The following is a 23,626-nucleotide window of genomic DNA, read 5'->3' as shown; positions in this document are numbered from 1 at the left end:
ATAGCGCTGGCAGCCATCACGGTGAAGGCCGCAAAGGCGGCGCGCACAAAGGACCTGGCGGCGATCCCAGCGGCTCCAGCAGTAGGTCACCGGTGGACGACGATGGGACCAGCACCACTGCAACGGCGGCAGTGGCGGCAACTACGGCCGCCACTGCCGTCAGTGTCGCCCGGTCCGCAGGGGCCGGACGGTCGCTCGACCTCCCGGCCAACCTCCAGCCTCCCAGCGACGTCAACAGTCCATCAACGGTCAGTCCAATCAAGGCGCTGCCGGGCGTCCCGGATGAAGTCGTTCGCGCCTGCCATGATGCAATCGAGTCGGCCGCCGCCCCGTTTGGCGCGATCAGTGTGCGCGTCAGCAGCGCAGGTTCCATACGTCGGTTGAGCCCAGATACGATCTCGGCTCCCGTTGAGGTCAGCATCGACTATGGACGGCAAGGCAAGGTGGAGACGCGGCAGGCGCCGATCAGATGCGAATTGAACGCGACTGGCGGCGTGATCGGGCTGACATAGCGCATCGCGCAGACTCCTCGCCGACGAGAGCAGGATGAATTCGAACGGGTGACTCATCCGCGGCGTCGTGAGAGGGTGCGAGGCAATGCCTCCCAAAGGACCTGGGCCTTCGATAGGAGGACCGCACAGTCGTTTTGGAAATCACTCCAACGTCGCTTGTCTTGGCCTGAGGGGATAGGGAAGTGTGAGAGAACGCACCCGGGCAATCCGCGACGGGTTGCGAACCTTGCTGCGTGCAGTCTTCTGGCTGACAGCCTTCACCCCGCCGGCAGCGGCTGCTGAGCGGCCAGCGCGCGGCTTCAGCGGCGGCTCAATCTGAGCGCTGCGACGCTCAGCCCTGAGCCTGTCATTGTCCGCGCGCGCGGCGGCCAGGTCGCGGGCAAGAGAAACAGTGACTTCACGTTGCTTGTCCAGAGCCTCCTTCAGCCTGGCGACCCCTACCAAAAGTGCTCGGGCGGCGTCACGTTCGAGGCGAGCTTTATCGAGGTCCTCATGGGTCGAGACTGCCGCAGCGCGTTCTCGTGCCAGAGCCTGCGCCGTCTCGGTTGCAGTCTGCTCCACTCGTTCTCTCGCTGTGACTGCTCTGGCTCGTTCCTGCTCAGCCGCGTCGCGCTCGAGGCGAGTTTTTTTCAGCTCCTCTCGCGTCGAGACTGCTGCAGCGCGTTCTAATGCCAAAGTCTGCGCTGTCTCGGTTGCAGTCTGCTCGGCACGCTTTCTCGCTGAGACTGCTCTGGCTCGTTCCTGTTCAGCCGCGTCGCGCTCGAGGCGAGCTTTTTTCAGCTCCTCATGAATCGACGCTGCTGCAGCGCGTTCTCGAGCCAGCGCGCCCTCCGTCTCGGCTGCGGTCTGCTCCACTCGTTCTCTCGCTGTGACTGCACCGGTCCGTTCCTGCTCAGCCGCGTAAGCGCGCTCCATGAGCGCGGCATTGGACAGTTTCACTTCGGCGAGGTCGCCACGAAGGTCCTCTGATTTCCGGCGTTCGTCGTCGAGCATTCCGCTCGCTTGCGCCAGCGAAGCCTTGGCCTTGGCGCGATCCTCGGCGGCCTTGGCCTCAAGCTGTTCAATTTTCGCCCGCGCTCGCGATAGATCGCGCGCCCGCCATTCGGCTCGCTGACGCTCCAGATGAGCAGCGGGCATCTCCGTAAAGACATAGTTGGTGGCCTCGCGCAGCATTGTGCGGGCATCTCCCGCTATGCGCCGCAATGCGTCAAGTGTGCGGGCTGCCGCGAGCTCGTTGCGCAATCGCTCCTCGCGTGCGTTGTCGGCGGCTGCCATGCTTGTCCTCAGCGCATCGATCTGCTTGCGTGACTCGAGGAGTGCTCCCTGCAGAGCAGCGCTGCTGGCGCGCTCGCCTTCCGCCGCACGGTGCTCCTGGCCGCCCAATTCCCCTGCAGCGGCTGCCTGAGCACCGGCTGCCCCGACTTGCGCCCGGGCAGCCGTGAAATCCGGGCTGAGCAGTTCGACACTCGTGCCTTGGGCCCGCGAAATGACGGGGGCGCTTTCGACCCAGTTTTGTCTCATCGCATAGCTAAGCGGCACGGCCAGACAGATTGCGGCGACGCCCAAGCGGGGCACAAGACCGATCAGGTTGCGAACGCGTGGAGGTGAGGCCGTCGCGATGGTCGGGGCGGGATCCAGGCTGATCGTTCCCCTTTGAGCTGTGACGTTCAAGCCGCGATGCGCCGGTTTGGCCAACTGAGCAACTTTGCGCGGGGAAGCCTTACGACCCAATTGGTCCCATGCTGACCCGCAAATTCGCTCCCCACGTTCCGGGAGGGCGAGTTGTGTCGGCATACGGCCCAGAGCCCTCAATACTGGACTAGTTAGGGCGGCAACATTAGCCGCCACCTGCCTATGAACATAGCCAGCGATTTCTCTGATCGATGTCGCAAGTCGGCCGGATTGCGCTATGTTCGTCGCGGAAGCGAAAGCGTTGGTCTGGGCCACAGACGAGCTCTCGCAAGATTCGGAGATCACGTCGAAATACTCGATTCGCACCCCGAACCGAAGGCAATTGGCATCCTGACGCCGAATATCCAGGTCTGCCGTGTCTGAGGGCACCGCAACCTGAGAAGAAGAAGCAGGCTCGGTTGCAAGGTCGACCGGGCTTTCCCAATCCCAAGATGCCTCATGGGGGGGATCAGATCCGCCTTCGCTCACATCTGATTTGAGGCGACGCCGTTGCACCGCGATAAGGATACGCCGGAGCACAAGATAGAGGCCCACCGAGGCAAATGCTGCTATCCCGCCCAGGATGGCGAGATCTGCGTCATTTGCGTAAATTTCGGCAAGATGGTTTGACATTGCCGTGCCTGTGCGTTCTTGGGTGTATTCTCAAGCTCGTGAAGCGGTGTTCGGCCCCTCGCCTTGTGCTGGCTAAAGCCTTCGATCGCTCTCAAAGCTGTCACTTGCTTCGATATCCCTCCAGTGCTCGAATTGCTGTTGCATGACGGAGCGCCGGTCGCGCGCTGATAGACATGCCGGCGCAGATGACTTTTGTTTGAATCGAAACCTGAAGATGCCGTGGCCGCCGATTATCGGCCGCTACGGGCGCACAGGCTCTGAAACCCGACTTGCACCTCTGCATCTCAATGTCCCGAGAGTTCTCCCACGGTGCGTAACATTCCGCCATTTCCGGTTCTGGACGGTATGAGCTTTAAGCTAGTCACAAAGCTAGGTCACAGACCTCCACGGTCAACCGTCACCTCATACTAAACGTCAGTAGCACTTCGGCCATGCACAACGGCCATTGCTGCTCGGATCGCTGTCGAACGACCGCTCCTAGCGCACACGCGCCGTCGGAGAGCAGTTTAGGTCTCCTTCCCACCCTGAGCGGGTTTACGGCCCCGGATCCAAGCGTCAGGCTTTCACCACCAGGTAGCTCAAACGAAAGATCGGAGGCAACACGCCTCCGATCCTTCGAGCGACAGACAATCGCCAGCTCCTATTCGCTTTTCCAGACACCCCATACGCGGGGGTTTGCCGCGGGCCATACCGAATAGCCCTTCACCTTCGGCGACACCGCGTCGACGGATGGCTCGTAATAGAGGCCAAGGATCGGCACATGCTTTGCCATGAGGGCATGGAGCTGCTTGAACAGCGCCTTGCGTTGAGCGGGGTCGGTCGTGGCCATCGACTTCGTGTAGAGGTCGAGGGCCTCCTTGCTGTCCCACTGCGCAGTCGGATCGGTCGCCTTGTCGCCGAGGATGACGCCATACATCAGCGACGGATCGAGACGAGCCGAATAGCCGAAGGACTGGATCTGGAATTTGCCGGCAAGGTAATTGCCGAGTTGTGCCGCCCAATCCAGCACTTCGAGCTGGGCATTAAAGCCCGCGGCCGTCAGCATCGCCTGCAGCAGCACGGCGTTCTCATACATGCCCTGGTAACGCGTGTTGGTCTGGATCTTGATCGGATCGCCCTTGTAGCCGGCCTCGTCCAGCAGTGCCTTGGCTTTGACCGGGTCGTATTCCGGCCATTTGAGGAATTCGTCGTCGAAGAACGAGCTCGCCTGGGCGACGGCCGAGGGATCTCCCGTGGCGACACCGTTGGTGCGGGCGGCGGCGATCTGGTTGATGTCGGTGGCATGCGCCAGCGCCTCGCGCATCTTGGCGTGCGACAGCAGCGGATCCTTGGTTTGTAGTAGGATCGCCGTCCACGACAGGTCTTGCGTCGACAGCACCGTCATGCCCCGCGACTTGGCTTCCTCGACACGCGATGATTCAAGATCGGGAAGGACGTCGAGCTCGCCGGCAAACAGCGCGGTCTCCGCTGCCGCCGTGTCGGGAATGACCATGAAGCGCACCTCGTCGACATAGGCCTCACGGCTCGCCTCGTTTTCGTCGCGCACGATAGCGGCGCGTGCGCGTGGCCCATCTGGCTTCGATCGCGGCGACGATCGCATCGGCGCCGTCAGCTCAAGGTCGGCCGGGCGGCACGACAAACGACATCGTGATGCCGTGCAGGTTGACTCGATTGTCTGCTTGCCTAACTAGGATCTCGGGGCTCAGCGCAAATCACCACAGTCGGTATGATATCTTCCCGCATCCGAACGCTTGTCCTTGTTGTTGTTCTCTTGGCCGGCAGTTCGATCGTGTCGTCCTGCGTCGCCCCTGACGACACGTCGAACCTCCCAAAGGAAGACGTCACAACGGCGGCAGCCCGCAAAGAGATGGTCTGTCTCAGCGAGGCGGACGTTCGAATGTGCGCCGGCTTTCCGACTGCTACCGCTGATGCGGGCGGAAGCCAGATCTGGACCTATCAGCGTACCGTTCAACGCGGCAACCTCAACGTCGTGGTTCCAACTTTGGCCGTGGGTGCGATCCCGACGGTTGGAGGATCGCTCAATGTCGATCCTGGCGGCTATTGCAACACGCAAATCCGAATGGTCGATGGCCGTGTTGCCGAGGTTGCCTACGCCGGCGACAACAACACGCCGAACCACCGCGATGCGCTCTGCGTCAGCACGGTAGACGGCTGCGTGGCATATGCCCGCCAGCGCCATCAAGTCAGGACAGGAGCCATCTCCAGGTAATCGGGCTGGTTGGCGCAACCCAGGCCTGCACCGTTCGTTCCCATTTCAGGCAGACGTTCTATATTCCGAACAGTCGCCAGAGACCGACCGCACTCCCCGCCGATCACCCATGCGAAGGCGGTCGCCCGGAACCATTCTTGTGGTCGGGAGTACAAGGAGTCGGGAGTACAGGGATGGCAGACGATGATCATCACCCGCAGGACATTCGTGAAGGCTGCCGCCGCTTCCGGAGCGGCTCTGGTGTTGCCGGGAACCGCGCCCGGCGCGCCGCGTGCGCCGGTGATGCGGGCCGTGCCCTCCTCGGGAGAGATGCTTCCCGCAGTGGGGCTGGGCACCTGGATCACCTTCAATGTCGGCGACGATCCGGTGCTGCGCGACGAATGCGCCGAGGTGATCGCGGCCTTCTTTACGGCAGGCGGCCGCATGATCGATTCCTCGCCCATGTACGGCTCTTCGCAGCCCGTGATCGGCTATGGCCTCGAGAAGCTCGGCCGGCCCGAAGCGCTGTTTTCCGCCGAGAAGGTCTGGACCTCCTCCGCCGCCGACGGACCCGCGCAGATCGAGCAGTCGCGCCGCTTCTGGGGTGTGCCGCGCTTCGACCTCGTTCAGGTCCATAACCTCGTCGCCTGGGAGACCCATCTCGAAACCTTGTTCGCCATGAAGTCGGACGGGCGGATCCGCTATGTCGGCATCACGACGTCCGAAGGACGACGGCACGACCTGTTCGAACAAATAATGCGCGCGCATCCGCTCGACTTCGTGCAGTTCACCTATAACGTCGTCGACCGCGAGGCGGAGGAACGGCTCCTGCCGCTGGCGACCGAGCGCGGCATGGCCGTCATCGTCAACCGGCCGTTTCGCCAAGGCGCGCTGACGCGCCAGCTCCAAGGCGAGACGCTGCCGGCTTGGGCGGCCGAGATCGGTGCCGGGACCTGGGCGCAGTTCATTTTGAAGTTCATTCTTTCGCATCCCTCCGTCACCGTCGCCATCCCCGCCACCACCCGCGTCGACCATGTGCGCGAGAACGTGATGGCGGCGACCGGTCCCCTCCCCGACGCATCCATGCGTGATCGGATGGCGGCCTACTTCCGGGACCTCTAGATGTCGGAATGGTGGACCTACCGGCTGGAAGATTTCCTGCTCTTCTCGCCACGCGTCTACTGGCGCCTGTTCGAATTGAACAATGCCGCCTCCTGGCCGCTGCATCTCCTGACGCTCGCCGCCGGCATTGCCATCGCCCTGCTCATGCTGCGGCGGCCGCGTCGCCATGGTCTCTGGATTGCGCTCATCCTCGCCGCGCTCTTTGCCTTCGTCGGCTGGTCCTTCCTGTGGAGCCGCTATGCCGTGATCAACTGGGCGATCGCCTATGTCGCGCCGGCATTCGGCCTGCAGGCGCTGCTGCTGGCGTTCGGAGCCACGCGCGGCGGCCTCGCCTTCGGCCGGAGGGACATCGCAGGGCGGCTCGGGCTGCTGATCGCGGTCGTTGGCCTCGTCGCTTATCCCCTCCTGCCGCCGCTCTTCGGACGGCCATGGGCGAGCGCCGAGGTCTTCGGCATCGCGCCGGACCCGACGGCGATCGTAGCGCTCGGCGTCCTGCTTGCAGCGAGCGGCGGGCTTGTGCCGCTGCTGTTTGCGATCCCGCTGCTGTGGCTGCTGCTCAGCGGCCTGACACTCCATGCCATGGGCGATCCACAAGCCTGGCTGCCGCTTCTTGCAGCGGCCACCACTGTCGCTGCCTTGGCCCTGCGCCGCATTGCTCGGTGATGCAACGGCGCGTTCGGCATTTGCCTCCGGCAGCAATTCGTGAGCGATTTCGTGTCGGCAGCATGTTTGTTCTAGTGCCGACAGCCGTGCTATGAAGTCATCTATGCCTATTCGCGCCAACGACCCGCCGCCGAGGCGGGTTTTTTTGTTTCAGGTTCGGCGCCATTCTTCACAAGGCTCCAAAATCCAGATCCGGCGGCGTGACAGGATTCCTGGCGTGGCGACCAGTTCCCAACATAGCCAATCGTCGGCGCTCTCAACGCGCCGCCCAGACCAGGCCGCGACGAAATATCGTTCGCATCTGCGGCACCGCGAACTCTTTGGCGACATGGCCGAGCGCCGAATAGAACACCCTTCCTTTGCCGTGCCGGCGCTTCCAGACGACCGGCATGACCACGCCTTCGATCCAGGAGGCGTGCTCGCCGGAAAAGGTGGTGGTCGCCAGCACCTCGTTCGATGGGTCCACGTGCATGTAGTACTGCTCGGAGCGGTACGAGAAATCATCGATGCCGTTCATGATCGGATCGTCGCGCCTGGTGATGTCAACCAGGTAGTCGATGATGTTGCCCGGGTGGGCCACCCACTGACCGCCGCACATGAACTGGTATTCCGTGGCCTCACGAAAGGCGTCGCACATGCCGCCGTGATAGCCGCCAAGGCCGACACCGCCCTCGACCGCCTTTGTCAGGTTGAGCTCCTCGTTCTTCGCAAGCTTGGCCATCGTGTAGATCGGGACGATCAGACTCAAATCGGCGATCGCGGGGTCGGCGAATATCTCGGTCGTGGTTTCGACGCGCACGCCAAACCCTTCTTCTTCGAGCATCGCCTTGACGACGCGCGCACCTTCTTCCGGCTCGTGTCCATCCCAGCCGCCCCATACGATCAACGCTTGCCGCATATTCTTCTCCGTCAGTTGGTTGTATCGCCAAAACGAGCCTTCGGCGGCAGTGCGGCCGGCCGAACCGGTCAAGCAACCGGGCGCTTTGCCAGCAGCAGCCCACATCCAAGCATGATCATAGCGCCGCCCGAGCCTTCACGAAGACAGCGAATGAGATTCGGACGGGACGCCGCGCCATCGCGAAGTCTTCCGGCTGCAAACGCCACGACAATATCGGCGAGCGTGTTAAGAGCAACCGAGATGGCGCCGAGGATCACGAACTGCAGGGCAACGTGATCCGACGATGTATCGACAAACTGGGGAATGAAGGCGAGGAAGAATGCGGCCGTCTTCGGGTTCATCGCTTCCACAAGAACGCCATCCCTGAAGGCCCGCATTGCGCCGACGGGCGGCTCTGAATGACCCAGAGACTTGTAGTCGAGCCTGGCATGGCGAATGGTTCGGTATCCCATCCAGACCAGATAGAGCGCGCCGACCACCTTGAGTGCCGTGAACAATTCGGCGCTTGCCAGCACGATCGCCGAGACGCCAAGGCTGCCGGCTACGACATGAAACAGCCCGCCGAGACCATTCCCAAGGCTCGAAGCGGTTCCTTCCGAGCGGCCGCCGGAAAGGGTTCGGGCGGCGACATAGAAAATCCCCGGACCCGGAGTAATCGCCAGAAGGAATGCCGTGAACAGGTAGACGGTGAAGGCGTTGGAATTCAGCATGGAAATGTCCTGATGAAAGACTGTCTATCGAAGTTCAATACAAACTGTGGAACCAGCGGAGAAAACCGCATCGAGATGGTCGAGAGCGGCGGCGACGCGCTGACGTGCCTGGTCCTTCAGTGGGAGGACGGGGCGTGGCGGATCGGCGTCGCAGAGGTTCAGAAGCTTGGCGATGACATACATCACCCTGAAGCTGCCGAATTCCTTGAACAGCGCCCAAAGCGGTCCGAAGGCGGCGTCAAATCGCTCGACGGTCGCGGCGTCCCCGGCTTGCGCCGCTCGCGTCAGGGCCAGAGCCTGTGACGGCAGAAGTCCTGCGACGACGGAATACCAAGTGTCGCTCCCGGCGAGCAGCGCAGGCGCCCCGCCCCAGTCGCCGCTGTAGCCGATCTTGAATGCCGACGCGGTCGCAGACCGGAGGGAGGCGAGTTCGGAAGCGAAGTCACCACCGGACGGCAAAGGCATCTTCACGGCTTCAATGTTCGCCACCTTCGACAAGCGGGAAATTAGGTCCAGGCTGAAAGTGAACTTGGTTGTGCCGGGATTGTTGTAGATGCAAAGCGGGAGCTGCCCCGCGTCGGCGACTGCGGCGAAGTGTTCGAAGACCTCGTTGTCAAAGAGCGGCGTATAGGAAACCGGAGCGAGCAGCAGGCCGTCGGCGCCCGCAGCCTTCGCGTCACGGGCAAGGTCCACCGCATCGCTGGTCCGGATCGCTCCGACGCCGACCATAACCGGGATTTTGCCGCCGACCGTGTCCATCGCCGTTTCGACGGCGCGTCGACGCTCTTCTCGCGTGAGGAAAGCGTAGGCGCCGGTACTGCCGAGCAGTCCGATGGAGTCCGCTCTCGCCTCCTCGATGCGCCTCAGAAGGCGCGCGAGGGCGGCGGTATCGAGCCTGCCGGAAGCGTCCGCCGGGGTGATCGGGAATGCCGAAAGGCCTTGGAAGATAGACATGAAAGAACCTTTCAGATGCGGGTCAGGAGAAGCTTCAGCCCGGCAAATCCGAAGAATACGGCCAGCGTGCCTTCGATCCAATGCCGCGCCCGCCGATACAGGCGGATCATGGGAGCGGTCGAAAAGACGATCGCGTAGCCGCAGAAGATGGTGACGCTCAGGACCGCGCAGCCTGTGAGGATCACGAGAACCGTATACGGCGACGACCCAGAACCGAGCCCCAGCGTCATCAGTGCGATCCATGCCAGGATAGATTTCGGATTGGTGAGATGCATTAGCAGTCCGCGCTTATAGAGAGTGGCCGCCGTCGCCTTCCGTTCGTTAGTCGGGCGAAGCTGATCCTTGTCTGAAGAAAGCGCAGCCTTGCCCGCTTTGAAGGCGAGATAGAGAAGATATAGGCCTCCGAGCACCTGCAGGACCACGAGTGCCTGCGCGTATCGACTGAGGATCGCCGAGACACCTGTCGCCGCCATCAGGCCCCAAAAGATCGAGCCGCTGACTACGCCAGACGCGATTGCCAGCGCGGCCCTGCGGCCGTCGTTCATGGCGACGGCCATGATGCGCATATTGCTCGGGCCGGGACTACCGGCAGCGATGACGTAGGCGGTAAAGACGATGATGAATTGGTGGACGTCGGCCAGCATTTTACTTCTTCGGAAGGTGCAAACTGGCATCATCAATACCCGTCCAACTGGCCCTGACCTAGAACCACTTTTGGATAAAAGGTGCTGGTCCAGTTGCCCTCAGGCCTTTGCCTGACTGAGTTTTCCCGGTAATGTCTGGATCAACGAAACGTCTTCATTTGGGTAATCACGATGGTCCAGTTGCCACCCCGCAAGCAGAATTCGTCATCGGGACTGGGCGCGCGCGGGATCTATGAGGATCTGCGGGAACAGATCGTGGCGGAGGTATACGGCCGCGGAGACGTCCTTCCGTCGGCTCGTGCACTGGCGGTCGAGCTTGGCGTCTCACGAACGACTGTGACGTCCGCTTACGAACAGCTCGCCGCCGAGGGGTTTGTGGTCATTCGACATGGCGCTCGGCCACGGGTGGCCATCAAGATCGCGCACAGCGAGCCGAGAGAAGTCCTTCATACAGCCGGAGAGCCACACAGCCTCTCCGCTTTCGGGGAAAGGCTTCGATCCCGAGCCATTCCGATGCGGGTTCCGTCGGAGAAGCTCGTCGCCGACTTCCGCTACGGCGACATGTCGGCCTTTGACTTCCCGACCCTTGCCTGGCGGAAGGCCATGAACGATGCTGCGCTGGGACGGCCGCCCAAGTTATCCTATGGCGAGCCCTGTGGCTTGATCCGCCTGCGTACCGCCCTGCAGGGTTATCTATGGCGAGCGCGGAGCATCAGGTGCGAGGTGGGCGAGATCGTCATCGTCAACGGCTCTCAGCAGGGACTAGATCTTTGCGCCCGCCTCCTTCTCGATGAGGGCGACGGGTTCGCCATCGAAGAGCCCTGCTATCCGATGGCACGGAGCGTCTTCGAGATGACAGGGGCCATCGCCGCCCCGGTGGAGGTTGACGCCGAAGGCATCAGAGCGGACTTGTTGGCGGATGTTGGCGCGCGGCTGGCTTACGTCACGCCTTCACATCAGTTTCCCCTGGGAAGCGTAATGTCCATGGGGCGACGCCAGCAACTGCTAAGATGGGCGGAAGAGAAGAGGGCCTACATCGTCGAGGACGACTACGACAGCGAATATCGATTCGACATGAACCCCATACCGCCGCTTCGCGCGCTTGGAGGGGCGTCGAACGTCATCTATATTGGTACGGTTTCGAAGACACTGTCGCCAACGCTCCGGATCGGCTACGTCGTCATTCCGCGAGTGTTGCAGGAGGTTTTTTCCCAGGCCAAGCGCCTGACGGACAGGCATGCCCCCATGCTCGAACAGGAGGCACTTGCGACCCTGGTGGAAACCGGCGTCTACGAAAGCCACGTGCGCAAGGCCCGTCGTCAAAATGCCCGCCGACGTGCAACGCTCCTCGACGCTCTGCACGCTGAATTCCGGGATCTCGTTCGGGTCGAAGGCGCGGAGGCCGGTCTGCACGTCGTCGTCTGGTTCCGCGACATGCCGCCCTCTATGGCGACATCATTCATCGAGAGAGCCGCCTCGCTCGGAGTCGGCATCTACTCCATATCACCTCATTATTTCGATCAGACATTGGATCGGAGGTGCCTCGGCCTGGTGATGGGATACGCAAGTCTTACCGAGAGCCAAATCCACAGAGGACTAAAGCTCCTTCGACGCGCTTACGAGGATGCAGTAAGCTGCTGCGACGTGAGCGTTGCGGTCAGGTAGGCCAGTGGATCGACACCATTAAGCTTGCAGGTTTCGACGAGCGAGGCGATGGTGGCCCAGTTTTTTGCTCCAGTGTCGTGCCCCGCAAACAGCGCGTTTTTCCGGTTGAGTTCTATTGGCCGGGCCGCTATCCCGATGCCGACGGCAAGCCTATCGACCACACTCTCAACGGCCAGGCGCTTTCGCCGGAGCTCGACGACTACCGCAATATTCTCTGCCGCACCATCGCCTCCGCCGGAACGCACAAGCATGCCATTCTTTTAGCTGTGGCGGGCCGGGTTGGCGACGGTCGTCGTAACGGATGCTGAAAGCGCAAAAGCCATGCTTGAGTGCGGCTAGTGGTAGAAATCTGGCGCTTGGTACCCGATACGGATTACCTGTTCCGACCCTAAGCGGAAGCTCGTTCGCCCCCAGCTGAATTCACGCCCATGACCCGACCCGGACCTTCCAGCGATCTTTCGAAGGTCTGGATGGGGCGACAGACAGGCGATCCACAATTTGAGGCCGCGCTCATGAAGCGCCGGTGCTGGTAAGCTGACGTTGCGCCTTCGGACGGCCAGAAGCAGCGAGCGCAAGGCGCCCGGCCACAAAGTTCCTGACCTGCAGAACGGCCTGTTCGCTCGAAATACCGCTCTTCTGCAACCCGAGGCGCAGCCAAAGTCCGTCGATCAGCGCCGTAATACCGAGCGCTATGTCGGCTGCCTCGTCCTTCGCCACCATATCCTTCAGGGCGGAGACGAGATTTGAACTCATACGGGCGTGGATAACGGTCTGGATGCGCGCAAGCTTATCATCGCGGGGCACTTCGGCACAAAGCGACAGCCAAGCGTGGCAGATCAACGGCCGAAAGAAACTGGGCTCGAAGTTGCCCTCAATCACAGCGTCGAGCCTCTCGCGCGGTGTCCGGGCACGCCGCAAGCGGATGACGACCGCATCACGCAATTCGGCATTGGCTTCGCGCATCGCATGCTCGAACAATTCCTGCTTGTTGTGGAAATAGTGAAGCACAATGCCCTTGGAGGCTCCGGCCTCGGTTGCCACCTTTTCGAGGGTCGCACCGGCGATGCCTTCCCGCTGCAGCACGGCAAAGGCCGCCTTCCGCAGTTCCTTCCGTCTTATGTCGCTTAGGCGCGTGAGTTTCATGAGCGGCCCCTCTCCGGGCTATATTGACAAACTTGCCTGCTTAGATCAATGATTGACCAGCTGGTCAATTTACATGCTTTTCGGTCAATAAAAGGAGAGAACCCATGCGCCATTTGCTGATTTACGGCACCTCTGCCATCGCATTCTTTGTTTCGCTCTCCGGCGCGGCGGCCGCTGATCCGGAGAGCTGTCGGCAGGTGAGAATGGCCGAGCCGGGTTGGAATGATCTGGCTTTCACGACCGGCATCGGGGTGACGCTCTACAATGCGCTGGGTTATCAGGCAGAGAGCACGACGCTTGGTCTCAATGTCATCTACGAGAGCCTCAAGAACGGCGATCTCGACGTATTCCTCGGCTATTGGGATCCAGCCATGAAAACTTATTACCAGCCGTATAGAACCTCGGTTGATCAGGTTCGCGTCAATCTTGAGGGCGCGAAATACACGTTCGCGGTGCCGTCCTATGTCTGGGAAGCAGGAGTTCGCGATTTCAAAGACCTGCAGGAATTTGCCGACAAATTCGACAAGAAGATGTACGGCATCGAACCCGGCTCCAACCAGTTGATGCTGGACGCGATCGCCGATCCAAATTTTGCGCTCTCAGGATGGGAGGTCGTCGAATCCAGCGAAGTTGGCATGCTTTCGGAGCTAGCCCGCAAGACCAAGGACATGGAGTTCATCGTCTTCCAGGGCTGGGCGCCGCATCCGATGAACACGACGTTTGATTTCAGGTACCTGACGGGCGGCGACAAATTCTATGGTCCCAATTTCGGCGCTGCCACTGTCAGCACTCAGGTGAGAAAAGGCTATCTGGAAGAGTGCCCGAATGCCGGTCAGTTGCTGAAGAACCTGGGTTTCGATATCGACTTCGAGAACAAGGGCATGGGATTCCTGATTAATGACGGGATGGCGCCGGACGAGGCAGCCCGCGCGGCGATCAAAGCCGATCCGCAGCGCCTCGATGCATGGTTGACCAACGTCACAACCTTTGATGGCAAGCCGGGCCTCGATGCGGTCAAGGCCACCCTCGGACTATGAGTTGTCCGGAGTGGGAGTCGCGCAAGCGGCATATCGATATCGGCCGCGGGCAAACCATCGCCTATGTCGATACGGGAAAATCCGACCGGGTGGCGGTGCTTGTCCATGGCTTCACCGATTCCAGCTGGAGCTTCTCCCTGGTTGAACCGCATTTGCAGGACATGCGCCTGATCATGCCCGATCTGCGCGGTCATGGTGCCTCCCATCGGCCGGAAGATGCCTACAGCCTCGGGGATTTTGCGGACGACATTGTTCGCCTGATGGGGGCGCTCGGGGTTCGCGATGCTCTCGTCGCCGGGCACTCGCTGGGCGCGATGGTGGCAATGGAGTTAGCGGCTTCCCGACCAGACCTTGTCGGCGCGCTCGTGACCCTTTCGGGATGTCTGAAGCCCGAGATCGACGAGATGAGTCCAATTTGCCTGGGCGTGGCATCGTTGCAAGATCCGATCGATCCCGAAGACGAGTTCTTTGGCGTTTGGCACGCATGCAAGGAACCGGTCGATGCCGCATTCCTGGCCGCTCTTGCGCGGGACGCGGCTGAAATTCCTGCAAGGCTGTGGAGGCGGGTTCTCGAAGAAATCCGAAGCTGCGATTTGACAAATAAGGCCCCAATCATCAAACAACCCAGCCTGATTATCCACGGAAGCGCCGACCCTTTGTTCAGCGTATCGCAAGCGGGAATGTTAAAGCGCTGTCTGGCACGCAGCAATATGATCGAACTCGCCGGTTGTGGGCACAATCTGCATTGGGAGCAGCCTGAGCGAGTGTCGAGAATACTCCGGGAATTCGAGACAGCGATCGCCGGTGCGGCCGGCGATCGTGACGGATCGCCATCGCAATGAGCGACAGCCACTGACTCGCGTCAAGTGCTCCCCCATCGAAAGGCAGCTCTGATGAGCGCCACAACTAATTTTTGGACGGCTGCTTTTCGGTGGGCAAGCGTTATTGCGCCATCGCTGGGAATGACCGCTCGTGGCGCTACCTGCTCGTTCCGGTCGACGAGACGAATGGCAACATTCCACCCTGAGCGGCCCTACGGCTCCGGTACCAAGTGTCAGATTTTGACCACTAGGCTGGGCATCGCAAGGTGGTGATCTGTCCCTAGAGCGCTTTGCGTTTTGGTGGAACCAAAACCGCGCTCTAACTCCTTGTTTTACGCATTTTGTCGGACGCCAAACGAAGACGTTTGGCTGCAAAATGCTCTAGAACCACCGCCGTTCAGGCTCGGAACTCTTTGCAATCACAATCCCCAAGAGAACACCGAGCACGCCGCCAAGCATCATCGCCGAAGAAATTGTGCCTGGGTTCTGCTGGACAGTTTCAGTCACGGTGTGCGCCTGGCTACGCAATTGCCGGGCGGCGCGCGATGCCCGTTCGGCGGCGCTGTCGTACCAGCCCTGTGCCTCCTCGGCGCGGTCGGAAAGGGTCCGATTTATCTTGGTGATTTCGCGGCGAAGCTCAGCGATCTGCTTCTTCATCGCCTCCTGGGCTTCGTTTGCCGCCTTTGAGGCGCCTGCCATACTGGTGGTTTCGGCCATTGGATTTCTCCCTTTGGTAATCAGATCTCCCTTAGGTAATCAGACAAGGGAAACGGTCGCGGACGCGCAGGGTTCCTTGCCCTGGCAAACCGCGCGATGATTGCGTTATCAAGCATTCCCTTGTGCGCGCGCGTGGCGGGCAATGATGCTTTCCTCATCGGTCGCGACGACGCGTATTTCGACCTTGCTGTCAGGTCGGCCTATGATCTCGGCATGGGCGGCGTTGGATGGCTCGTCGATCGCCACGCCAAGCCAACGAAGCCTTTCGCATATTGCCATGCGGACCGGCGCCGAGTGCTCGCCAATGCCGGCGGTGAACACGAGGCATTCGAGGCCGCCCAACGTGTTGGCGAGCGCGGCAGCTTCCCTTGCGGCCCTGAAAGCAAAAAGGTCTACCGCTTCGCGGGCGTTGGGGTCGTCGCTTGCTTCCAACGTGCGCATGTCGCCCGAGATGCCGGATATTCCGAGCAGCCCGGATTCCTCATAAAGCATGTGCTGCAGAGCGTCCCCCGCGATGCCTCGTTCCAGCACGAAGTACAAAAGCACGCCCGGATCGATGGCACCGCAACGCGTGCCCATGACCAGGCCATCGAGTGCGGAAAAGCCCATTGTCGTATCGACGCTTCTCCCGTCGCGCATGGCGCACAGGCTCGCTCCGTTGCCGAGATGGGCGACGATCGTCCGCTTCGCTGCTAGCGCGGGCGATATCTCCTTGAGCCGCCCGGCGATATATTCGTAGGAAAGACCGTGAAACCCGTAGCGGCGGATCCCTTCCGCATCGTATTTGCGCGGCAGCGCGAAGCGGCTCACGATCGGATCGATGGTCTGATGGAAGGCTGTGTCGAAGCAGCCGACCTGCGGCAGATCCGGCCGCAGCGCTGCAAGTGTCCGGATCGGCGCGAGACTGCCAGGCTGGTGCAGCGGAGCAAGCGGCGTCAGCCTGTCCAAGCCCTCGATCACGGCAGGCGTCAGACGGACGGGTTCGACGAACTCGCGCCCGCCATGCACGATGCGATGGCCGGCGGCGATTAGTTTCCTGCCGCCAAGTTCGCTCTCGATCCAATCGAGCAACGCGTCGATGCCCGCGTTGCGCGCGTCTCCGGCAAGCGGCCGATCACAATGCACTGTTCCATCGGCCGCCTTCGCGCTGAGCCTCGGCGCATCGCCCAGATCCAGCTTGCCACGCGAGACAAGTTGCAGTTCCGCGGAGGGTTCAAGGTCGTATAGTCCGAACTTGATGCTGGAGGAGCCGGCGTTCAGTGCAAGAATTGCGTGTCGCATCAATCGCCAGCCTTCGTCGCGCTGTTCTCCGGCCAGTTCCACTCCTGAACCTCGGGCATGTCTTCGCCGTACTCGCGGACATAGGCCCTATGTTCCACAAGCTTCGCTTGAAGTTCGGCAGCAAGGCCTTTCGCACGTTCGGCGAGCCCAGGTACGTGTTTGATCGCGGCGAGCGCCAGGTGAAAACGGTCAAGTTCATTGAGTACGACCATGTCGAACGGCGTCGTGGTGGTGCCTTCTTCGCGAAAACCATGCACATGCATGTTGTCATGGTTGGCGCGTCGGTAGGTCAGGCGGTGGATGAGGTAGGGATAGCCGTGATAGGCGAAGATGACTGGCTTGGTTTTCGTGAACAGTGCGTCGAAATCCTCATCGGCGAGGCCATGCGGATGCTCTGAATTCGACTGCAGCGTCATCAGGTCGACCACGTTGACGACGCGAACCTTCAGGTCCGGAAGCGCCGAACGCAGAATATCCGTTGCAGCGAGCGTCTCCAGTGTCGGCACGTCGCCGGCGCAGGCCATGACCACATCCGGATCCTCGCCCTTGGCAACCGTCCCGGCCCATTCCCAGGTCCCCGCCCCCGCCCTGCAGTGCGCTTCTGCGTCTTCGACGGACAGCCATTGCGGCGCTGGCTGCTTGCCGGCGGTGATCACGTTGATGCGGTTGTAGGTTTTCAGGCAATGCTCGGTGATCCAGAGCAGCGTGTTGGCATCCGGCGGGAAATAGAGCCTGACCGTATCGGCCTTCTTGTTGGCGACGAAATCGGCAAAGCCCGGATCCTGGTGGCTGAAGCCGTTGTGATCCTGCCGCCAGACATGGGAGGTCAGCAGGTAATTGAGTGAGGCGATCGGCTTGCGCCAGGCAAGCTCGCGGGATGTCTTCAGCCATTTCGCATGCTGGTTGACCATGGAATCGACGATGTGGATGAACGCCTCGTAGCATGAGAACAGGCCATGGCGGCCGGTCAGCAGGTAGCCCTCCAGCCAACCCTGGCAAAGATGCTCGCTGAGCACTTCCATGACGCGGCCGTCACGGGAGAGGTGGACGTCATAGGGCTCGATCCGCTGCATCCAGACCCGGTTCGTGACCTCGAAGACGTCGTCAAGGCGGTTGGAGGATGTCTCATCCGGCCCCATCAGCCGGAAATTCCTGGCCTGCGCATTCAGGCGTACGACGTCGCGGAGATAGCTTCCGAGAACCCGCGTCGCCTCGGCCTTGGCACCTCCCGGACGCGGCACATCGAGCGCCAGGCTTCTCCAATCGGGAAGCTCGAGATCACGCTTCAGCAATCCGCCATTGGCGTATGGGGTTGTGCCCATGCGCTGGGAGCCGGTTGGCGCAAGCGCCGCCAGCTCTGGAATCAGATGCCCGCTTTTGTCGAACAGCTTTTCCGGTTCGTAGCTCCGCATCCAGTCTTCGAGGATCTTGCGGTGTCCTTCGTTGCCGCGAGCGTTCGACACCGGCACTTGATGCGAGCGCCAGAAATCCTCGACCTTCTTGCCGTCGACCTCTTTCGGTCCGGTCCACCCCTTCGGGCTGCGCAGCACGATCATCGGCCACAGCGGACGCTCTCCCTGCCAGCCCGAAGCACGGGCTCGCTTCTGGATCGAGCGGATTCTGTCGAGCGCGGTGTCCAGCTTCGTGGCCATCAACCGATGCATGGGAACTGGCTCGTGACCTTCGACGAAAAACGGTTCGTAGCCATAGCCGGCGAACAGGCTTCGCAATTCCACGTCATCCATGCGGGCAAGGATCGTCGGGTTGGCGATCTTATAGCCGTTGAGATGCAGGATCGGCAGCACGGCGCCGTCGGATGCCGGGTTGAGGAACTTGTTGGAGTGCCATGCCGCCGCGAGCGGACCGGTTTCCGCTTCGCCGTCGCCGACGACGCAGGCGACCACCAGATAGGGATTGTCGAAAACCGCGCCGAAAGCATGGACCAGCGCATATCCCAGTTCTCCGCCTTCATGGATCGAGCCGGGCGTTTCCGGAGCAGCGTGGCTTGGCACCCCGCCAGGGAAGGAGAATTGCCGGAAGAGTTTTCTCAGGCCATCTTCGCCCTGGCCGATTTCGGGATAGATCTCGCTGTAGGTGCCCTCGAGCCACGTGTTTGCGACCATCGACGGGCCGCCATGACCTGGGCCGCAGATAAACAGAACGTCGAGACCGCGTTCACGGATAACGCGGTTCAGGTGGACGTAGATGAAATTGAGGCCAGGTGTCGTGCCCCAATGGCCGAGCAGCCGCGGCTTGACGTGTTCGGCCTTCAGCGGCTCGCGCAGCAGCGGATTGTCGAGCAGGTAGATCTGGCCAACCGAAATGTAGTTCGCGGCGCGCCAATAGCGGTCCATGAGATTGACCTGATCAAGGCCTGTTGGCTGCGCGGTGGTCCGAGCTTCGTCGTTCATCGAAACGTCTCCAGAATGCGTTCGCTCGTCGATATCTGGAGTGAGATCGCCCCGGAGAAAGGATTTTCACGGAAATAAGTTCGGCTGGAGCCGCCATTTGCGCCCGCCAATCGCTCTTTTTGCAGGAACCTGGAAGCTCGCCAACGGTTAAGGAGACGAGCCGCCGAAATGAGATCAAGCGCTGCCGAGCCGAGCGCACGCCGATCGAGGGATTGTCGCCGGGGAGCCGTTGGGCGCGATTGGGGACAATCAGTGCGGAGGACCGCCAGCCCGCAAAAGGAGTAAAAGATGCTCGATCTTTCCGATGCACGCAACCGAATGGTCGAGGTCCATCTCAGCCGCCGTGGCATCCATGACCGCGAGGTGCTGGAAGCGATGCGTGAGGTTCCGCGCGAGGCTTTCGTCGCTCCCGGCTTTGAAGAATTCGCCTACGAGGACGGGCCGCTGCCGATTGCCGAGGGTCAGACGATATCGCAGCCCTACATCGTCGCCTTGATGATCGAGATGGCAGAGATCGGACCGGGCGACCATGTCCTGGAGGTTGGCACCGGCTCAGGGTACGCGGCTGCCGTGATGAGCCGGATCGTTGAACACGTTTACACGATCGAACGCCACGCCGGGTTGGCCGAAACGGCGAGACAGCGGTTCGAAGAGCTTGGCTATGACAATATCGAAGTCCGCACCGGCGATGGCACTAAAGGCTGGCCCGACGCAGCGCCCTTCGACGCCATCCTGGTCGCCGCCGGCGGACCCGGTGCGCCGCTTGCCCTTCAGGAACAGCTCGACGTCGGTGACAGGCTCGTCATCCCGGTCGGCGACGAACCGCATGATCAGCGCCTTCTCAAGGTCACCCGAACCGGCGCTGCAACGTACAGCGAGGAGGATTTCGGCGGCGTGCGGTTTGTCCCGCTCATCGGCGAGCAGGGCTGGCCCGAGAGCGGCAACCGTATCGCGGATCGTCCGTCCGGACGCGCGCGCACGCGCAGCCTGCCGGATATGATCGCGGCGGCGGCCGAACCGCTGCCGGGCTTCGACGATCCGGCATTCGGCGAATTGTTCGACCGGTTTGGCGACCGGCGCGTCGTCCTGCTCGGTGAAGCGAGCCACGGCACGTCGGAGTTCTACCGGGCCCGCGCGGCGATCACCCGCAGGCTCATCGAGAAGCACGGCTTCACCATCGTCGCAGTCGAGGCCGACTGGCCCGATGCAGCGGCGATCGACCGCTACGTCCGCCATCGGCCGCCGCGGGCCAACGCCGATCCGCCGTTCCAGCGGTTTCCCACCTGGATGTGGCGCAACACGGACGTCGCGGCGTTCGTCGACTGGATGCGACAGCACAATGAGCGCATCAGGATATCGTCCCGACTGGCGGGGTTCTACGGCCTCGATATTTACAATATGAGCGGATCGATCGCCGCGGTTCTGCAATATCTCGACAGGGTCGATCCGCAGGCAGCAAAGATCGCACGTGAACGCTATGGCTGCCTGACGCCTTGGCAAAATGAACCATCCACCTACGGCCGTGTCGCGCTCACCTCCGGCTACGAGAAATGCGAGCAGGCCGTGCTCGAACAGTGCCGCGAACTGCTTGCCAGGCAGCTCGACTATGCCCAGCAGGACGGTGTCGATTTCCTGGATGCCACCCAGAATGCCCGGCTGATCGCTTCCGCGGAACGCTACTATCGGATCATGTACTATGGCGGGGCGCAGTCCTGGAACCTGCGCGACACCCATATGTTCGAGACACTCGAGCATCTGTTGGAAGCTCGCGGGCCTAACGCCAAGGCGGTCGTGTGGGCGCATAATTCCCATATCGGAGATGCCCGCTATACCGAAATGGGGATTGTCAGGGACGAAGTGAACATTGGCCAGCTCTGCCGCCAACGCTTCGGCGACGAGGCAGCCTTGATCGGGCTCAGTACGCATTCCGGGACAGTCGCCGCGGCCTCCGACTGGGATGGCGAGATGGAAATCAAGCAGGTGCGGCCTTCCCATAGCGATAGCTACGAGCGGCTTTGCCATGACTGCGGCGTCTCGCGTTTCCTGCTCGATATCAAGCGCGACGATACGTTGCGCGAGCGGCTTCTGGAGCGTCGGCTGGAGCGCTTCATCGGCGTGATCTATCGGCCGGAAACCGAACTGCGCAGCCATTACGCGGATGCCTCTCTTTCCCAGCAGTTTGACGCGTTCGTCTGGTTTGACGAGACCGCCGCGGTGACGCTGCTTGGGCCGGAGCATCTGGGAACCGGTGTTCCCGACACCTATCCGTTCGGGCTTTAGCCGCCCCTCCGACACGGCCGTATTATCAAGGTGAGTTTCGGCGGAACATTCATCGCGCCCTGCTGTTTCTAGAACAGGACCCCTTTTCGAAGGAGTTGTGCCATGAGCGGAACCAAACATCCAAAGTGGAAAAAGCCGAGCGATGCCGATCTGAGGAACAATCCCGGTATCGGGACCTCGAAGGGCACGATCAAGGAGGGCGACGAACTCGTACTCGAAGGCGAAAACACGATCGAGGGCGACGTCGAGAACGACACGAACGCCCTTGGCGGGATCAATCCAAGGCAAAAGATGCGGACGAACAAGTAGGTCCTTGGCGCCGGAACTGTTGAGTTGGAAAACAGCGGCGTCGAGGAGATGTGAAGCAAGATTCGGGAGTGTCCCATGACCGATCCTGATCCTGATCCGAATAATCCCGTGCCGATGCCGGATAATCCCAATCCCGAGCCTGCCCGGCCGCCTGCTCCGCCGGAAACTCCGCCGGGTGAGCCTCCGGGCGTTCCTCCGCCTTCGCCTGATCCCGTTCCCAGCCCGCAAAGGCAGCCCGTCGAAATTCCGCCCGAGACACCATCCGAGATTCCCACGGAACCGACCTTCCCGGGTCCAACGGCTTGATCACGAAACTGCGCGGATTTTGCAGCGATTGGCGGCAGAACGACGCCGTCGCCGGCCATTCCGCTTTTGGTCATTCCCCGATTTGGCTGGTCGACCGTTCGTTGAGCGTCCCGCCGGTTTGCGCGTCGATCGCCGCCAGGCTGACCTCATAGCCCCACAGGCGACGGATATGGCGCAGGGTGGCGTCGCGACTGGCCTCCTCCAGCATGATGCCGTTCTTCACCTTGTGCTCCAGTCGCAACTGTCGGTCGCCGAGCAGATCGACATCCACCACCTGAATATCCGGCCGGCTCGAGCCGATGTCGTAGCTGTGGGCAAGCCCGGCGCGTATCTTTTCGTAGCCACGCTCATTGTGTATCGACGCGACTTCGTAGTGCGGTTCGCTAGCGGCATCGGCGAGGATAAAGAACCGCCATTTCCGCATCAGAGCCGGGCTCAGATACTGGCGGATGAAAGATTCGTCGCGATGGTTCGCCCACGCGTCGAGCAGGGTTTCGCGCCAATTGCCGTTGCCGGCGATATCGGGGAACCAGTCACGATCCTCGGCGGTCGGCTCAGTCGATATGCGCTGGATGTCCTGCATCATGTCGAGGCCCAACGCATAAGGATTGATGCCGGAAAAACGCGGGTCGTCGAAGCCCGGCTGGAAGATCACGTTCGAATGGTTGCGCAGGATTTCCAGCATCGCGCCTTCGCTGATCAGGCCGCGATCGAACAGCATGTTCATGAGTGTGTAGTGCACGAAAGTGGCGCAACCCTCGTTCATCACCTGCGTTTGCCGCTGCGGATAAAAGTATTGCGCGACGACGCGGACGATCCTGATGATTTCACGTTGCCAGGGCTCCAGAACCAGGCTGTTTTTTTCTAGGAAGTAGAGCAGATTCTCCTCGGGCAGGTTGAGCGTTTTCTTCCGCTCCGCCATGCCGAGGTCCGTTCCGCTGGCCTTGGTCCCGTCCTTCGAACGCGGGAGCGTGCGCCACAGGTCATTGTAGGAACGCTCTTCGTACTCCAGCCGCTCGCGAACGCCTTCACGCTGCCGCTCCGACGACAGCTTCGGCGGCCGGTGATATCTGAACACGCCCTGTTCCATCAGCGCATGGGCCGCATCGAGGATCGCCTCCACCGCGGCGACGCCGTGCCGCTCCTCGCAACGGGCAATGTAACCCTTGGCGAAGTCGAGATAGCTCAGGATCGCGCTGGCGTCGGTCCATTGCCGGAACAGGTGGTTGTTCTTGAAAAAATGATTATGGCCAAGCGCTGCATGAGCTGTCACCAGGGCCTGCAGGGCCATGGTGTTTTCCTCCATCAGGTAGACGATGCAAGGATTGGAATTGATGACCAGTTCATAGGCGAGCCCCCGCCCGCCTTTGCGATAGAGCAATTCCTGATAGAGAAAATGCTTGCCGAAGGACCAGTGGCGATACATCAGCGGCATGCCGACCGAGGAATAGGCGTCGAGCATCTGCTGGGACGAGATGATCTCCATCTGCACCGGATAGACGTCGAGGTGAAGCTCTTCGATCGCGATCGCCTCGATCGCTTCGTAGGCGCGCGACAGTGTCTTGAAATCCCAATCGGACCCGGAAAAAAGCAATCCTGATTTGCTGGTTTGGCTGGATTTGCTGGCCTGGTTCGCCATC

The 23,626-nt window shown here is 61.3% G+C and carries 20 protein-coding genes and 1 pseudogene; 9 read left to right on the top strand and 12 right to left on the bottom strand.

What is annotated here, in order from left to right:
* Positions 1-653: 653 nt before the first annotated feature.
* Together IHQ72_RS14375 and IHQ72_RS14370 are read right to left on the bottom strand one after the other, a co-directional pair.
* The gene (locus IHQ72_RS14375) at positions 654-2,816 is read right to left on the bottom strand and encodes a coiled-coil domain-containing protein (RefSeq protein ID WP_258123029.1); all 2,163 of its coding nucleotides are present in this window, start codon (positions 2,814-2,816) and stop codon (positions 654-656) included.
* A 640-nt stretch (positions 2,817-3,456) separates the two neighbouring features.
* Positions 3,457-4,362 (bottom strand): ABC transporter substrate-binding protein, encoded by a 906-nt coding sequence (locus IHQ72_RS14370; protein WP_258123028.1) that lies wholly within the window; start codon positions 4,360-4,362, stop codon positions 3,457-3,459.
* Between the two features lie 225 nt (positions 4,363-4,587).
* Here IHQ72_RS14370 and IHQ72_RS14365 point away from each other — a divergent pair, with 225 nt between their 5' ends.
* The 3 genes from IHQ72_RS14365 (at position 4,588) to IHQ72_RS14355 (ending at position 6,810) form a co-directional block, all read left to right on the top strand.
* Positions 4,588-5,046, top strand: coding sequence for a hypothetical protein (locus tag IHQ72_RS14365; protein WP_258123027.1), 459 nt, complete (start codon positions 4,588-4,590; stop codon positions 5,044-5,046).
* 183 nt (positions 5,047-5,229) lie between these two features.
* Entirely contained in the window at positions 5,230-6,147 is a 918-nt protein-coding gene (locus IHQ72_RS14360; RefSeq protein ID WP_258123026.1) for an aldo/keto reductase, read from the top strand.
* On the top strand, positions 6,148-6,810 hold the full coding sequence (locus tag IHQ72_RS14355; protein WP_258123025.1) for a DUF6064 family protein: 663 nt from the start codon (positions 6,148-6,150) through the stop codon (positions 6,808-6,810).
* Between the two features lie 256 nt (positions 6,811-7,066).
* Here IHQ72_RS14355 and IHQ72_RS14350 read toward each other — a convergent pair whose 3' ends face one another.
* The 4 genes from IHQ72_RS14350 to IHQ72_RS14335 form a co-directional block, all read right to left on the bottom strand.
* Positions 7,067-7,708, bottom strand: coding sequence for a ThuA domain-containing protein (locus IHQ72_RS14350; protein ID WP_258123024.1), 642 nt, complete (start codon positions 7,706-7,708; stop codon positions 7,067-7,069).
* Between the two features lie 68 nt (positions 7,709-7,776).
* Entirely contained in the window at positions 7,777-8,418 is a 642-nt protein-coding gene (locus IHQ72_RS14345; RefSeq protein ID WP_258123023.1) for a LysE family translocator, read from the bottom strand.
* Positions 8,419-8,442: 24 nt separating this feature from the next.
* On the bottom strand, positions 8,443-9,372 hold the full coding sequence (locus IHQ72_RS14340) for a dihydrodipicolinate synthase family protein (RefSeq protein WP_258123022.1): 930 nt from the start codon (positions 9,370-9,372) through the stop codon (positions 8,443-8,445).
* An 11-nt stretch (positions 9,373-9,383) separates the two neighbouring features.
* Entirely contained in the window at positions 9,384-10,016 is a 633-nt protein-coding gene (locus IHQ72_RS14335; RefSeq protein ID WP_258123021.1) for a LysE family translocator, read from the bottom strand.
* 171 nt (positions 10,017-10,187) lie between these two features.
* Between IHQ72_RS14335 and pdxR the strand changes: the two genes are divergently transcribed.
* Positions 10,188-11,681: a MocR-like pyridoxine biosynthesis transcription factor PdxR gene (pdxR, locus tag IHQ72_RS14330; protein ID WP_258123020.1), complete on the top strand. Its 1,494-nt coding sequence runs from the start codon at positions 10,188-10,190 to the stop codon at positions 11,679-11,681.
* Here pdxR and IHQ72_RS14325 read toward each other — a convergent pair.
* A pseudogene (locus IHQ72_RS14325) lies at positions 11,633-11,803 on the bottom strand (transposase domain-containing protein); the annotation flags it as partial. The gene pdxR and the pseudogene IHQ72_RS14325 overlap by 49 nt on opposite strands.
* Here IHQ72_RS14325 and IHQ72_RS14320 point away from each other — a divergent pair.
* Complete coding sequence (locus IHQ72_RS14320) at positions 11,759-11,989, top strand: hypothetical protein (protein ID WP_258124098.1); 231 nt, start codon at positions 11,759-11,761, stop codon at positions 11,987-11,989. The pseudogene IHQ72_RS14325 and the gene IHQ72_RS14320 sit on opposite strands and share 45 nt — an antisense overlap.
* A gap of 202 nt (positions 11,990-12,191) precedes the next feature.
* Here the strand turns inward: IHQ72_RS14320 and betI are convergent, their stop codons facing one another.
* On the bottom strand, positions 12,192-12,824 hold the full coding sequence (gene betI, locus IHQ72_RS14315; RefSeq protein WP_258123019.1) for a choline-binding transcriptional repressor BetI: 633 nt from the start codon (positions 12,822-12,824) through the stop codon (positions 12,192-12,194).
* A 104-nt stretch (positions 12,825-12,928) separates the two neighbouring features.
* On the opposite strand from betI, the gene choX reads away from it, so the two are divergent.
* Positions 12,929-13,861, top strand: a complete 933-nt coding sequence (gene choX, locus IHQ72_RS14310; RefSeq protein WP_258123018.1) for a choline ABC transporter substrate-binding protein — start codon at positions 12,929-12,931, stop codon at positions 13,859-13,861.
* Entirely contained in the window at positions 13,858-14,703 is an 846-nt protein-coding gene (locus IHQ72_RS14305; protein ID WP_258123017.1) for an alpha/beta fold hydrolase, read from the top strand. The genes choX and IHQ72_RS14305 overlap by 4 nt, the downstream gene beginning before the upstream one ends.
* A 360-nt stretch (positions 14,704-15,063) precedes the next feature.
* Here the strand turns inward: IHQ72_RS14305 and IHQ72_RS14300 are convergent, their stop codons facing one another.
* The 3 genes from IHQ72_RS14300 to IHQ72_RS14290 form a co-directional block, all read right to left on the bottom strand.
* Positions 15,064-15,399, bottom strand: a complete 336-nt coding sequence (locus IHQ72_RS14300; RefSeq protein ID WP_258123016.1) for a hypothetical protein — start codon at positions 15,397-15,399, stop codon at positions 15,064-15,066.
* Positions 15,400-15,507: 108 nt separating this feature from the next.
* On the bottom strand, positions 15,508-16,680 hold the full coding sequence (locus IHQ72_RS14295) for an acetate/propionate family kinase (protein ID WP_258123015.1): 1,173 nt from the start codon (positions 16,678-16,680) through the stop codon (positions 15,508-15,510).
* Entirely contained in the window at positions 16,680-19,091 is a 2,412-nt protein-coding gene (locus tag IHQ72_RS14290) for a phosphoketolase family protein (protein WP_258123014.1), read from the bottom strand. Before IHQ72_RS14290 ends, IHQ72_RS14295 begins: the two co-directional genes overlap by 1 nt.
* Before the next feature lie 288 nt (positions 19,092-19,379).
* On the opposite strand from IHQ72_RS14290, the gene IHQ72_RS14285 reads away from it, so the two are divergent.
* Positions 19,380-21,371, top strand: coding sequence for a protein-L-isoaspartate(D-aspartate) O-methyltransferase (locus IHQ72_RS14285; RefSeq protein WP_258123013.1), 1,992 nt, complete (start codon positions 19,380-19,382; stop codon positions 21,369-21,371).
* 102 nt (positions 21,372-21,473) lie between these two features.
* Positions 21,474-21,680 carry a hypothetical protein gene (locus tag IHQ72_RS14280; RefSeq protein WP_027151394.1) on the top strand — a complete coding sequence of 69 codons (207 nt, stop codon included), beginning with the start codon at positions 21,474-21,476 and terminating at the stop codon, positions 21,678-21,680.
* Positions 21,681-22,056: 376 nt separating this feature from the next.
* Here the strand turns inward: IHQ72_RS14280 and IHQ72_RS14275 are convergent, their stop codons facing one another.
* Positions 22,057-23,625 (bottom strand): SpoVR family protein, encoded by a 1,569-nt coding sequence (locus tag IHQ72_RS14275; protein ID WP_258123012.1) that lies wholly within the window; start codon positions 23,623-23,625, stop codon positions 22,057-22,059.
* Between the last annotated feature and the right edge of the window lies 1 nt (position 23,626).

This window comes from Mesorhizobium onobrychidis, assembly GCF_024707545.1.
GTDB classification, from domain to species: Bacteria; Pseudomonadota; Alphaproteobacteria; order Rhizobiales; family Rhizobiaceae; genus Mesorhizobium; species Mesorhizobium onobrychidis.
The sequence above is the reverse complement of the archived record's forward strand: the minus strand, read 5'-3'. Positions and strand labels throughout refer to the sequence as shown.